The organism is Paenibacillus sp. DP01 (assembly GCF_044784315.1).
GTDB classification, from domain to species: domain Bacteria; phylum Bacillota; class Bacilli; order Paenibacillales; family Paenibacillaceae; genus Paenibacillus; species Paenibacillus polymyxa.
Genome location: NZ_CP173059.1, coordinates 4,745,091 through 4,756,541, shown reverse-complemented (window position 1 = coordinate 4,756,541; position 11,451 = coordinate 4,745,091). Strand labels below are relative to the sequence as shown.

General features: G+C 44.7%; 15 protein-coding genes. 9 read left to right on the top strand and 6 right to left on the bottom strand.

The window, feature by feature from the left end; genetic code table 11:
• The first annotated feature begins 36 nt into the window (after nucleotides 1–36).
• From ACH59B_RS21080 to ACH59B_RS21055, 6 genes are all read left to right on the top strand, one after another.
• Nucleotides 37–906: a protein-glutamate O-methyltransferase CheR gene (locus ACH59B_RS21080; protein ID WP_016820280.1), complete on the top strand. Its 870-nt coding sequence runs from the start codon at nucleotides 37–39 to the stop codon at nucleotides 904–906.
• 19 nt (nucleotides 907–925) lie between these two features.
• Entirely contained in the window at nucleotides 926–2,596 is a 1,671-nt protein-coding gene (locus ACH59B_RS21075) for a response regulator (RefSeq protein WP_025365827.1), read from the top strand.
• A 100-nt stretch (nucleotides 2,597–2,696) separates the two neighbouring features.
• The gene (locus ACH59B_RS21070) at nucleotides 2,697–3,035 is read left to right on the top strand and encodes an STAS domain-containing protein (protein WP_013373043.1); all 339 of its coding nucleotides are present in this window, start codon (nucleotides 2,697–2,699) and stop codon (nucleotides 3,033–3,035) included.
• 18 nt (nucleotides 3,036–3,053) lie between these two features.
• Nucleotides 3,054–3,506, top strand: coding sequence for an anti-sigma B factor RsbW (gene rsbW, locus ACH59B_RS21065; protein WP_016820278.1), 453 nt, complete (start codon nucleotides 3,054–3,056; stop codon nucleotides 3,504–3,506).
• Nucleotides 3,503–4,276 carry a sigma-70 family RNA polymerase sigma factor gene (locus tag ACH59B_RS21060; RefSeq protein WP_013373041.1) on the top strand — a complete coding sequence of 258 codons (774 nt, stop codon included), beginning with the start codon at nucleotides 3,503–3,505 and terminating at the stop codon, nucleotides 4,274–4,276. Before rsbW ends, ACH59B_RS21060 begins: the two co-directional genes overlap by 4 nt.
• Nucleotides 4,277–4,394: 118 nt before the next feature.
• Nucleotides 4,395–5,354 (top strand): magnesium transporter CorA family protein, encoded by a 960-nt coding sequence (locus ACH59B_RS21055; protein ID WP_016820277.1) that lies wholly within the window; start codon nucleotides 4,395–4,397, stop codon nucleotides 5,352–5,354.
• 114 nt (nucleotides 5,355–5,468) lie between these two features.
• On the opposite strand, the gene ACH59B_RS21050 is transcribed toward ACH59B_RS21055, so the two are convergent.
• The 4 genes from ACH59B_RS21050 to ACH59B_RS21035 all read right to left on the bottom strand — a co-directional run bounded on the left by ACH59B_RS21050 (nucleotide 5,469) and on the right by ACH59B_RS21035 (nucleotide 7,590).
• Nucleotides 5,469–5,939: a DUF5665 domain-containing protein gene (locus ACH59B_RS21050; RefSeq protein ID WP_017425948.1), complete on the bottom strand. Its 471-nt coding sequence runs from the start codon at nucleotides 5,937–5,939 to the stop codon at nucleotides 5,469–5,471.
• Nucleotides 5,940–6,034: 95 nt separating this feature from the next.
• Nucleotides 6,035–6,436, bottom strand: coding sequence for a YtxH domain-containing protein (locus tag ACH59B_RS21045; protein WP_016820275.1), 402 nt, complete (start codon nucleotides 6,434–6,436; stop codon nucleotides 6,035–6,037).
• A 42-nt stretch (nucleotides 6,437–6,478) separates the two neighbouring features.
• Entirely contained in the window at nucleotides 6,479–6,736 is a 258-nt protein-coding gene (locus ACH59B_RS21040; protein ID WP_016820274.1) for a GlsB/YeaQ/YmgE family stress response membrane protein, read from the bottom strand.
• 140 nt (nucleotides 6,737–6,876) lie between these two features.
• Nucleotides 6,877–7,590 carry a phosphatase PAP2 family protein gene (locus ACH59B_RS21035; RefSeq protein WP_404302567.1) on the bottom strand — a complete coding sequence of 238 codons (714 nt, stop codon included), beginning with the start codon at nucleotides 7,588–7,590 and terminating at the stop codon, nucleotides 6,877–6,879.
• 232 nt (nucleotides 7,591–7,822) lie between these two features.
• Here ACH59B_RS21035 and ACH59B_RS21030 point away from each other — a divergent pair, with 232 nt between their 5' ends.
• The gene (locus ACH59B_RS21030) at nucleotides 7,823–8,542 is read left to right on the top strand and encodes a pirin family protein (protein WP_016820272.1); all 720 of its coding nucleotides are present in this window, start codon (nucleotides 7,823–7,825) and stop codon (nucleotides 8,540–8,542) included.
• A gap of 158 nt (nucleotides 8,543–8,700) precedes the next feature.
• Here the strand turns inward: ACH59B_RS21030 and ACH59B_RS21025 are convergent, their stop codons facing one another.
• Entirely contained in the window at nucleotides 8,701–8,928 is a 228-nt protein-coding gene (locus ACH59B_RS21025) for a DUF1128 domain-containing protein (RefSeq protein ID WP_013373034.1), read from the bottom strand.
• A gap of 96 nt (nucleotides 8,929–9,024) precedes the next feature.
• Between ACH59B_RS21025 and yyaC the strand changes: the two genes are divergently transcribed.
• Both yyaC and ACH59B_RS21015 read left to right on the top strand, forming a co-directional pair.
• Complete coding sequence (yyaC, locus tag ACH59B_RS21020) at nucleotides 9,025–9,639, top strand: spore protease YyaC (RefSeq protein WP_225164915.1); 615 nt, start codon at nucleotides 9,025–9,027, stop codon at nucleotides 9,637–9,639.
• 88 nt (nucleotides 9,640–9,727) lie between these two features.
• Complete coding sequence (locus ACH59B_RS21015; RefSeq protein WP_404302564.1) at nucleotides 9,728–10,522, top strand: alpha/beta fold hydrolase; 795 nt, start codon at nucleotides 9,728–9,730, stop codon at nucleotides 10,520–10,522.
• Between the two features lie 100 nt (nucleotides 10,523–10,622).
• On the opposite strand, the gene ACH59B_RS21010 is transcribed toward ACH59B_RS21015, so the two are convergent.
• A complete protein-coding gene (locus ACH59B_RS21010) occupies nucleotides 10,623–11,189 on the bottom strand; it encodes a pyridoxamine 5'-phosphate oxidase family protein (RefSeq protein WP_031462227.1) in 567 nt (188 codons plus the stop codon).
• Between the last annotated feature and the right edge of the window lie 262 nt (nucleotides 11,190–11,451).

The window sequence follows — 11,451 nt, the reverse complement described above, 5'->3', positions numbered from 1 at the left end:
TGCAGGCAAAACCTATTTAGGAATTGGAGAGAGATTATGACATCGAAGGATATGGCGGATAATGCTGCTAATGAAGTGAAATCGAATGACAATGAGCGGGAAATGATTGAGATTGAGCTGTTGCTGGAAGGTATACATCGGCTGTACGGCTACGATTTTCGTAATTACGCTCTGCCTTCGATCAAGCGGCGTATTTATTATCATGCGCAGTCCGAGAATGTAAGTACGATATCAGGACTTCAGGAGAAGGTGCTGCATGATCGCAGTGCCTTCGATAGACTGGTACAGAGTCTTTCTATTCCGGTGACCGAGATGTTTCGCGATCCGGAGCTGTTTCTAATTTTTAGGCAAAAAATTATTCCTATTTTACGAACGTATCCGTATATCCGAATCTGGCATGCAGGTTGCTCCACAGGTGAGGAAGTATACTCTATGGCAATCTTGCTGCATGAGGAAGGCTTATATGATAAGGCCCGTATTTATGCGACGGATATGAATAACCTGTCTTTACAGCAAGCGAAAGAAGGCGTATATGGGATCGACCGAATGAAGCTGTATACCAAAAATTATTTGGAATCTGGGGGCACACAATCGTTCTCTGAATATTATACAGCCAAGTATGATTCGGTGATGTTTCATCCCTTTTTACGAAAAAATATTATTTTTGCTGAGCACAATTTAGCGACAGACCGGTCTTTTAACGAGTTCAATGTGATTTTTTGCCGGAATGTTATGATCTACTTCAACGATGAACTTCGCAACCATGTACATGGGTTGTTTTATGATAGCTTGAGTCATTTTGGTGTGTTGGTGCTTGGGGCCAAGGAATCCATACATTTCACCGATTATAGTGATTCCTACGAGCCGCTGGACCGGGTAGAGAAAATATACCGGAAGATTAAATAGAGATGCTTAGGAGGATTCCATGGGGCTTCATGAACCGATTCATATATTGCTGGTAGATGACAGACCTGAGAACCTGCTCGCTCTTGAGGCAGTGCTGGAGAGTGAACAATATAATCTGGTAAAGGCCACATCAGGGGAAGAAGCGTTGCGATGTCTATTAAAAGACGAATTTGCACTTGTTGTCCTCGATGTGCAAATGCCGGGTATGGATGGAATTGAGACCGCAAAGCTAATCAAGGCCAGAGAGAAGACGAAGGATATTCCGATTATCTTCATTTCAGCTAACAGCAAGGAAGCGGAGCATTTGTTTGCGGGATACTCAGCGGGCGGTATTGATTATATGGTGAAGCCGTTCATCCCTCAAATTCTCAAGTCCAAAATTGAAGGCTTCGTACAAATGTATCTGACAAACAAGCGCTTGAAAACACAGTCCATGCTGCTTCATCAGAAGACGCAGGAGCTGGAAAAGATGAACAGCGAACTGATTGCCGCCAAGGAGGCGGCAGAGATTGCTGCCAATGCCAAAACCGAATTTTTGGCAATGATGAGCCATGAGATCCGCACACCTATGAACGGTGTCATTGGTATGATTGATCTGCTGATGGAGACAGAGCTGCAAAACGATCAACAGGAATATGCCGATATCATCCGCCGCAGTGCAGACGCGCTGGTCGCGGTCATTAATGATATTCTGGACTTTACCAAGCTGGAGTCAGGCAAGATGGAGGTTGAGGAATATCCATTTGATTTGGTTTCCTGTATCAAGGAAGTTTTCAGCCTGTTTACGGTAGAGGTGAACCGCAAGAATTTGGAACTGGTTTATTTTCTCGATGAACAGCTGCCTCCCGTGTTATATGGTGATATGGGAAGGTTGCGCCAAGTACTGATTAACTTGGTTTCCAATGCTGTCAAATTTACAGACCAAGGCGGGGTATATGTCTTCGCATCGGTTAAAGAGCGTAGCGACAATGGGCTTACGGTTGAGTTTTCTGTAAAGGATACAGGGATTGGTATTGATCCTGCCAAGGTTGGAAGGCTATTTCACCCTTTTTCCCAACTGGATTCTTCAATGACACGCAAATATGGTGGAACAGGTCTAGGACTCGCTATTTGCAAAACCTTAGTGAATATGATGGGCGGAGATATCCGTGTGGATACGAGTGGAGAACAGGGTGTGACGTTTCATTTTACAATGAAGCTTGGCTTTGCCAAGGAAAATGAACTGGAGGGGGAGTCCAGCCACGATTGGGAAATTCCACAACAGGAGCCCCCAACCCGTAGACCTGTACTGGTTGTGGATGACCATCCCATCAACCAGAAGCTGATGGTCAATATACTGGACAAGCTTGGTTTGGCTTCAGACGTGGCAGCAGATGGGCAACAGGCGCTTGATATGGTCACTGCGAATCAGGATTACGATTATATCTTTATGGACTTGCAGATGCCTGTAATGGACGGCCTGGAGTGTACGGGTAGAGTGCGTGAACAGTTGGCGGGGAGATCTCAACCTGCGATTATCGCTATGACGGCTAACGTCATGGAGGGAATTCAGCCCCGATGTATTGAAGCTGGAATGAACGATTACATTAGTAAGCCCGTTAAAATCAGCAGTGTAAAACAGGCGCTGCTCCGGCATTCTCCAGACCATTTTCCAATGCAGCCAGGTAAAGATCGAATCAATGAAGCTTAGCTGGTGTTATTTGACAGGTGTATAAAAAGTTATAACGTGATTCAAACGCTCGTATATTGGGTTAGTATGTAGGGAAATCTTTTTTTGGGAGAGTAGGCCTATGAATACAAATAAAAATGAGAAGTTCAATGCGATCACAGAAACAGCTGATGGTGTAAATACCGTTTATCTGAGTGGAGAATTAGACCTTTCGGTAGCACCTGATTTCCGTCTGGTCATGGAGCCTTTAGTGGGGGAATCCAGCCAGGATTTGATTGTTAACTTGAGAGACCTTAAATACATTGACAGCACAGGCATTGGTATTTTGCTATCCATTTTAAAAGCAAGGCATGGGATGGAGTCCCGGTTTACGGTTCAAGAGGTACCGCCTCAGATTCAAAAACTGTTTGATATGACCGGTATTGCCAAATTCTTTGCCCCCCAGGAGAATTCCCAATAGGAAAGGAAAGAAAAAGAAATGAATGCTCAAATTCAAAAAGTAGTTCTTAATTTGCCGGCCACAGCTGACTTTGTTGATATTGTAAGATTAAATTTATATGGTATTGCCGCTAAAATGGGATTCTCTTATGAGGATATCGAAGACATGAAAGTGGCTGTATCGGAAGCCTGTAATAACTCTGTCCTTTATGCATATGGTCATGAGGGAGGAGTCGTGGAAGTAACATTCGAATTTGACGAAGCTTCGTTGTCCATTCGTGTCAAAGATGAAGGGGAGAGCTTTGAACGTGTGGAGGACCCGTCTCGTATCGCATCCTTGCATGACAAGGAGTTAAATGATGCGCAAATTGGCGGATTAGGCTTTTATCTCATGCAGGCGCTTATGGACGATGTTCAAATCTTGAATGAGACAGGAAAAGGTACGGAAGTGGTGTTGGTAAAGCGTCTGACCAGAAGTGAGGAAAGAGTATGAATGAAAAGGTAACTCCCCCGGAGTCGATGGATGAAGCCGTTGGTCTAATCTGGGAGTACCAGCAAACCAAAGATAACGAAATTGCTACCGTGCTGATCCGCAAGTATGAGCCTATGGTCAAGATGGCTGCCGGGAAGATATCCCGTAACCGCCCGGACTTATACGAGGATTTATATCAGACCGGTCAGATGGCTTTGATACGTCTGCTCCAGCAATACGATATCAGCTTGGGTATCCCATTTGAGCCGTACGCTATGAAAAGTATGCTGGGACATATGAAGAATTATTTACGCGATAAATCCTGGTACATACAGGTCCCTCGCCGTATCAAGGAAAAGGGAGCGCTTGTTCAACATGCGATTGATGAGCTGACCGTCAAATTAGAACGCTCACCCAATGTGAACGAGATTGCGGAGTATTTGGACCTTACCGTTGAGGAAACGATCGAGGTGCTTGCAGGTCGCGAATGCTACCACTATGTTTCACTGGACTCGCCATTATCCCAGGAAGAGAGTGCAGCTACGTTAGGTGAGCTTATTAGCTCAGATGCTAACGATTTTGACACGGTGGAAAAACGGATGGATCTTCAGCAGGCCTTAAGCCAACTGAAAGAGCAGGAACAGAAAGTGCTTCTTCTGGCATTTCAGGATGGTCAATCTCAACGTGCGATTGCGCAGACGTTGGGCGTATCGCAGATGAGCGTTTCCCGTATTCAGAAGCGGGCAACAGAAAAGTTGAAGCAGATTATGTCTAATTCCTCTATTTCATGACAAGATCGCTGAATTCATGGCTTATAATATTTGACGTCCCATCGTAAGGACACGTTATTCCAATTAGGGAAGCGTGTCCTTTTTATAAAGCGGAAAAAACAAAGAAAGGATGGAATCCATGACAGCATTTGAACAGATTTCTACCTTTCGTGGAGGATGGGAATGGTGGGACATCTGTGCTGCGGACTGGCAGGATTCGGTCATACAGCACTTGAAGGAGAAGCTCCCAGAGGCCGCAGAGTGGCTGGATAAGGTAGAGGACATTCCATCCAGCTTTATTTCTGTACGCTTTCCAGATGGCAATCAGCCGTTGATGTGCGGATCGTTGATCTACTCCGTTCAAGAAGAGATCGACAGTCAGCGCAATTGCAACAAGTTTTATTTTCTAGTTCTAAACCAGAAGCTAGTGACCTTAAATTTGGACCAAAATACCCGCGAAATTATGCATACCCCAGAACGCCAAACCATGCTGCAACAGTGTGAGGATGCGGCTGATGGCATGTTCGTATTGGCGAGAGCTGTGCTTCATTATTTTCATACGGGAATGGATAAGTTTGAGATCAACCTGAGAAGACTGGAAGAGGACATGGAGAAAAGGAACGCACGTACGCTGATGGATTCTATATTGAATGCGCGTTTCGAGCTGTTGTATTGGAGCAATATGTTCATTCCTTTTTCAGAGCTGGTCACGGCTTCCCGCGAAGCCTATCTGGATAAGCTGGAGGAAAATCGCTTTTTTAAGCAGTTACTGTACCGTGTGACTCGGATGGAGGGACTATTCCGCCATTATGAGAAGGAAATCGACACACTAATCTCCATTGATGACGCCATTTCCGCATTTAGGGGCAATGAGATTACGAAGACACTCACGATCGTGACCGCTGTATTTACGCCGGCCACTGTAGTAGGCGCTATCTGGGGCATGAACTTTGAAAATCTGCCTTGGATCAAAACAGGCTGGGGTTTTACCTTCGTGATTATGGCTACTCTGTTAAGTATGGCGGGGATGTACGGCTGGCTGATGATGAAGGGATGGACAGGAGATTTATTAAAAACAAACAAGCGTAACAAATTGTAGCGGCTGCTTACGGCAGTTACAATGTGCATTCAAAAAACGATCCATCACAACCGGGAGCATTTTAGGAGCTCATTACCGGTTCGATGGATCGTTTTTATATGAAATAGAAGACAATCACTTAGTACCTTGGCTCATTTTGATATATCCTAACAACTCGGCGATAAAATCTCCGATGACTGGAAGATTTAACTGCACCAGGAAGCTAAGCAACCAAGCGAGTAAGGCGAGTACGACCACTGTACCCAGTGTAAGGCCAAGACCCCTTGAAATCCCAGCCGTCAGATTACTAATAATTCTTCTTTTCGTACTGGAGTAGTTCTCTATAATATCTTTGAATTCTGCTTTTTCTAATGTATCTGCGATTTGATCTAGACGTTTGTTAAGCCGCTTGACCTCATGGCGTAGCTCAAAAGGATGTTCATCCACATCAAAATCTCTTTCATGATCATGCTTTTTAACATGAGTAGGTGAGGTCTGCTTGGATGAAACCTTGTCTGGTTGATCTTGTGTCTGTAGGGGGTGAAAGGTTCTCTTGTTGTTCCGAGCAAGATCATCTCCATAGGAGCTTGGTTTGTTCATTGTCATCCCAGCCTTTCTATCATTTAAAAACAGCCAGCTTCTTGCATGCTGGCTGTTCAGTGTTTGGAGCTCATTTTGGTTGTAATCGGAATGTATTCGTATTAGGAATTTGCATTTAATTGCTTCTGAGTGTCCTTGGCTGCCTGAGCAGTTGCATCCATAACTTCTTTATCTGCTTTAGCCGCTTCATTAGCAACATCAGCAGAGGCTTTAGTTACGCTGGATACGATGTTGTCTTTGCTCTCGGCTACCGTTTTGGCTACATCTGCTGTTTTGGTAGAAACGGTTTTGGCCAAATCCGTCGCTTTACTGCTGACTACGGATGCAACATCCTTGGTTTTATCAGAGACAACAGTCATTTTTTCGGACAGATCGCTACGCAAATCACGGCCTGGCTTTGGAGCGAACAGCAGGGCTGCCGCAGCACCAATCAAACCTCCAATGAATAAACCCTTTGCAAAACCTGAAGTGCTTGCCATATTCTGATTGTCAATGTTACTCATGATATATCACTCCTTTTATAGAATAAAAAATATATATAAATGTTAGGTAGCCCTTCTTAATAGCCTGGACACAAGTCCGAGCAAGAACACGAACAATGCGGTTCCAAGTATGGCTGGAATGACTGCAAAATCTCCGATGACTGGACCCCAGTCTCCTAGAATCATGGCACCGAGCCAAGCTCCTACAAAGCCAGCAATCATAGAGCCTGCAATGCCGCCAGGCATTTCATGACCAGCCAGTGCATCGCCAATCAATCCGATAATAATAGCCATTACAATACTTAGGACAATTCCCCACACAAGGATCGCCTCCTTTATCCTGAGTTCACACAACGATAATGTTTTTGATGAATGCTGAGCTTTCGTTATTTCTTCGCCTTGCTTACTTCGTATATAAACGTTGTGACCCTGAGTGAAACAAAAAACCATCTTAGAGCGCTTTATGGGCGGGGGAGAGAGGAAGGGGAGGAACCCCACAGACGCGCTCGCCAATAGACCACGGGAACGGTAAATATCAGCCAGATCATACCTGCAATATAGCCACCTACAATGTCGGTAGGAAAATGAACTCCTAAATATACACGGCTGAGGCCAATCAAGAGAACGAACAATGCACCAAGAACACACGGAAGGAAGAATGTACGCTTATGAACCTTTCGTTCTATAGCCCAAATGGCAAATATCATTCCGTAAAATCCCATGGAAATCATCGCATGACCGCTGGGAAAACTGTAACCTCCTGCTTCAACCAAATGTTGAAGAGACGGGCGGTCCCGTTGTAAAAATTCTTTTATGATCGTATTTAGCACCCACATCGCCGTAAAGCTGCTTAGGATGGCAAAGGAATACGCTTTTGAGCGGAGATAGACCCAGCACAAGATTGCGGTACCGATTGCTATCAGTAATGATATGCGGAATGAGCCTAACGATGTAATGAATATAGCGACGGGGAGTAGTCGGTAATGAGCAGCAGCCGTGTTCGGAAAGACAATATCCTGAATGCGCTCATCCCAATATAGAAAAGGAGCTGTGCCAATCCATCTTACTGAATAGGCAATGAGAAGTAAGACAGCGATCATGATCATAGATGCGGATAGACTGCGACGCAAATAGCTTGGTAAGAATCGGAATCGTTGAGGTTCTTGGGATAGCATATGTAGTAAATCGCCTCCTTATGGCTGTGATAGATTCATTTTGTGTACTATTAACTTAACGAATAATGAACGGGAGAGCAAAACCTGACAGAGACAATAGGCTGATTGACGCATATAAGTGCGGGGTAAAGGGATCGTATTACAGCGTTTGTCAATGCCAGGGCCGGAAGTGGATTAGGAATCACGAAGTAAGGGCTGCTTTACGGAACTGAAATCCATGGAGGTGTTAAGGATGATTAAAATAGTGACATCAGCAGAGAGACATACCTCAAATAAGGGATGGATTCATAGTGAGTTTAGCTTTTCGTTTGCAGATTATGAAGATCCGAGCAATGCCCATTTTGGATGTATGCTAGCCCATAATGATAATGAGCTTAAACCGCAGCAAGGGTTCAAAAGACATCCGCATCATGATTTGGAAATCGTCACCTATGTAATTGAAGGCCTTCTGCATCATAGCGACAGCTTGGGTCACGAACAGGATCTGAAAAGCGGCTCGATTCAGGTTATGAGTGCAGGCACTGGGATTGAACATGAGGAGCGAAATCCTGGGGATGAAAAACCGGTTCGTTTTTTGCAAATGTGGTTTCTACCCGAGAGTCCTGGCCTTCAGCCTTCTTATCAGGTACAGAGATTCAAGCACAGTGAACGCCTAAATCGACTTCAGCCCGTAGTGTCTGGTTCAGAGGTGGAGGGAGCCCTATCGATTGCACAGGATATAAATCTGTATCTGAGCAGATTGGAAAAGGGACAGCAGCTTGAGTATCCGCAGCAAGAGGAGCGCCGCACTCACATTTATATCATTAGCGGTCATGTTGAAGTTACGTGTCAGGATGGGGAATTTCAGTTAAAACCTGGCGATGCCGCGCGAATTCAGAATAACTGTACATTAAAGATACTAGCTACAGGGAATGAGGAAGTATCTGAACTGGTATTAGTAGATTTGCCTTGAAGCTTCTATAGGTAAAGGAAGAAGTGGATGAAAATACGTATATGCATCAAAAAAATAAAGCTCGTATCCCTTGCGCGTCTGTTAAGACGACCGGAGATACGAGCTTTATTTGTGGTGACACACTTAAAATAGCCAAGCTGTCTGTCCTACAAGCTGATTTACGAGGACTTACGCAATCTACCCAGTTCGGAGACAATGGCTTCAACCTCTGAAATGCTGAGGTTAGGCTTGCTGATCACCATATCGTAGACATCATGGATGTCCTCGTATTGCTCTAGCGAGAAAGCGGAAGCCTGCATAGCAGCACCACTCGCCATACGAAGCTTGGTTTTAATGCCCTCAATCATATACTCAATATTGGCATGAGACGGTACAGACAAATCCATCGTTAATGTTCCATCCTTTCATAACAGGGGAAGTTGCCTGTATTGTATCATGTTTTTGTTGTAGAATGTACTGATAGCCAGATTACCGATATATAACTGAATGAAGGAGGATGGACAAAGTTGTCTTTGTATAATCGAGCTTCCACATCTGGTCGCTCGCCCGTAGAATCTAATGTAGAGAAAACAGATCGCGACGGACTCGCACCGTTTTTTCGAGAAATTCAACATCAGCATGCTATAGATAAGTTGACTTTTGTATGTATCGGTACAGATCGCTCGTCGGGTGACTCACTCGGGCCTCTGGTAGGCACCATGCTCAAGGAGCAAGGCTTTCCGCATGTGATTGGCACAATGACGGAGCCTTGCGATGCGGATCATCTGGTTTCATACTTGGAGCGTATTCCCCAAGATCATCATGTGATCGCCATAGATGCTTGTCTTGGACAGCATGGCTCAACCGGAATGTTCCTTGTTGCCCGTGAACCGCTAACCCCTGCGCGATCGGTCGGGCTGTCTCTGCCGTCCGTTGGGCATTATAGCGTTGCAGCGATTGTGAATGAGCGCAGTCCCAAACCGTACTGGACACTCCAGATGACGTCGCTTCACCTGGTTATGACAATGGCCGCATATATTGCAGATGCAGCGGCTTGTGAATTTGGTTTAAAAACAGCTTCGCAAGATTTTCCAGCGGGCTACCGTTTCAGATATTGATGGTCTGCTTAATAATATACATCAGCATGTTCTACTCACTAATATATTCAGAACCAATAGATTATATACAGAGAAGGAAGGGTTCCACATGGAAAAGGTATTATGCGAAGGAACGACGATCTGCTATGCCGAACAAGGAAAAGGAGATCCGATCATTCTGTTGCACGGATTTTGCGGAAGCTCCTCCTATTGGGATGAGGTTGTTCCCTTGCTATCCCCAAGCTATCGTTGTATTGTTCCAGACTTGCGTGGACACGGACGCAGCGATGCTCCACTCGGAGCCTATACGATTGATCAAATGGCAGGCGATGTGCTTAAACTTCAGGAACAATTGGACATTCCTCAGGCTGCATGGTTTGGTCACTCCCTAGGAGGCTACTTAGCCCTTTCCGCAGCCCAGAGACATGCAGAGCGTCTTACGGCCTTTGGATTGATTCATTCGACGGCTTATGCAGATACGGACGAAGGTAAAGAAAAGCGGAACAAGGCTGTATCCACCATTCAAACGGAAGGAATTACAACCTTTGTAGATGGGCTCGTACCGGGGTTGTTTGCTCCTGAACATGTGGAGTCGATGCCAAACCAACTACTCAAAGTCAAAGAAATTGGTTACAAAACACCTCCACAAGGAGTCGTAGGAGCATCACTGGCTATGCGCGAGCGCCCGGACCGTCGGGATGTGCTGTCGGCTTCTGCATTGCCAGCTCTTTTAGTAGCAGGCGAGCAGGATCAGGCGGTTCCTCCAGCCCGGACGTTTACAACAGATCGGGCCGGAGTAACTCAGGTTACCCTACCGCAGTCTGGACATATGAGCTTGTTCGAAGCACCACAGTTATTAGCGAATGCCATCTTGTCATTTTTGGACCAGAACTTGAAAAAGTAGAGTAGGGTAAGTCTAAAAACCGGAACCTTCTGATGTGGTAACAGAAGAGATCCGGTTTTTTGCTGACTTGTTGCTTCATATCGGTTGATGTGTAAAATGCCTAAGTCATATTGTTTTTGTTCAAGGCAAACGCTGTCGGCAAACCGTCAATACTTTCTAAATTTTTTTCGTATGCATACTTTTTAAGTGCTTCTTCGCCCATCTGAATCGCTACGTCCTTCAGCTTTTCCCGTTCGCTCGTGTAAGTCATGAAGGGAACTGCAAAACCACATGAATGTTGCACCATATGAACATCTAGAACAATGATTTGTCTTGCTCCAGGCAGTGGATTGAAGAGAGGATACAGCTCATTCCAACGCTTTGTGTTGGGCAGCACGACTGTGCCAGTACCAAAGAGCCTTAATACACAGGGCTCGCCTTCAAATGCACAGAACATGATGGTTACCCGTCCGTTCTCTATAATGTGTGCGCTTGTCTCGTTGCCACTTCCCGACAAGTCGAGATAGGCTACCTTATGATCTGACAATATACGAAAAGAATTATATCCCTTGGGGGAAATATTCACATGCCCCGTCTCAGATACAGGTGCTGATCCTACAAAGAAAATATGCTGTCGCTGTATGAACTCCTTATATTCCGGTAGTATCGAACTAAATTGTTTTCCCATACTTCAACATCCTTCCTGTAATTAATGCACAATTGTTTCTTAAGAAAATAAATATTATATTTTATTTTGTGATTTAATGCATTACAACGATTATTTTTGTTTCTTATGAAACAAAAATAACATGAGACTAACGGAGAATCAATATTAAATTTTCGAATACTTGTATTTGAAGTTGATTACATGACCGGCTACAAAACATTGTACTACCCAAATGTTACGTGTCATACGTGATTTTCTGAGTGCCGGATCATTGATGCTATAA

What these genes read in the sequence shown, in the direction of transcription:
- ACH59B_RS21080 (WP_016820280.1), top strand. Translation starts at nt 37, where the DNA reads ATGACATCGAAGGATATGGCGGATAATGCTGCTAATGAAGTGAAATCG.
- ACH59B_RS21075 (WP_025365827.1), top strand. Translation starts at nt 926, where the DNA reads ATGGGGCTTCATGAACCGATTCATATATTGCTGGTAGATGACAGACCT.
- ACH59B_RS21070 (WP_013373043.1), top strand. Translation starts at nt 2,697, where the DNA reads ATGAATACAAATAAAAATGAGAAGTTCAATGCGATCACAGAAACAGCT.
- rsbW (WP_016820278.1), top strand. Translation starts at nt 3,054, where the DNA reads ATGAATGCTCAAATTCAAAAAGTAGTTCTTAATTTGCCGGCCACAGCT.
- ACH59B_RS21060 (WP_013373041.1), top strand. Translation starts at nt 3,503, where the DNA reads ATGAATGAAAAGGTAACTCCCCCGGAGTCGATGGATGAAGCCGTTGGT.
- ACH59B_RS21055 (WP_016820277.1), top strand. Translation starts at nt 4,395, where the DNA reads ATGACAGCATTTGAACAGATTTCTACCTTTCGTGGAGGATGGGAATGG.
- ACH59B_RS21050 (WP_017425948.1), bottom strand. Translation starts at nt 5,939, where the DNA reads ATGACAATGAACAAACCAAGCTCCTATGGAGATGATCTTGCTCGGAAC.
- ACH59B_RS21045 (WP_016820275.1), bottom strand. Translation starts at nt 6,436, where the DNA reads ATGAGTAACATTGACAATCAGAATATGGCAAGCACTTCAGGTTTTGCA.
- ACH59B_RS21035 (WP_404302567.1), bottom strand. Translation starts at nt 7,590, where the DNA reads ATGCTATCCCAAGAACCTCAACGATTCCGATTCTTACCAAGCTATTTG.
- ACH59B_RS21030 (WP_016820272.1), top strand. Translation starts at nt 7,823, where the DNA reads ATGATTAAAATAGTGACATCAGCAGAGAGACATACCTCAAATAAGGGA.
- ACH59B_RS21025 (WP_013373034.1), bottom strand. Translation starts at nt 8,928, where the DNA reads ATGGATTTGTCTGTACCGTCTCATGCCAATATTGAGTATATGATTGAG.
- ACH59B_RS21015 (WP_404302564.1), top strand. Translation starts at nt 9,728, where the DNA reads ATGGAAAAGGTATTATGCGAAGGAACGACGATCTGCTATGCCGAACAA.
- ACH59B_RS21010 (WP_031462227.1), bottom strand. Translation starts at nt 11,189, where the DNA reads ATGGGAAAACAATTTAGTTCGATACTACCGGAATATAAGGAGTTCATA.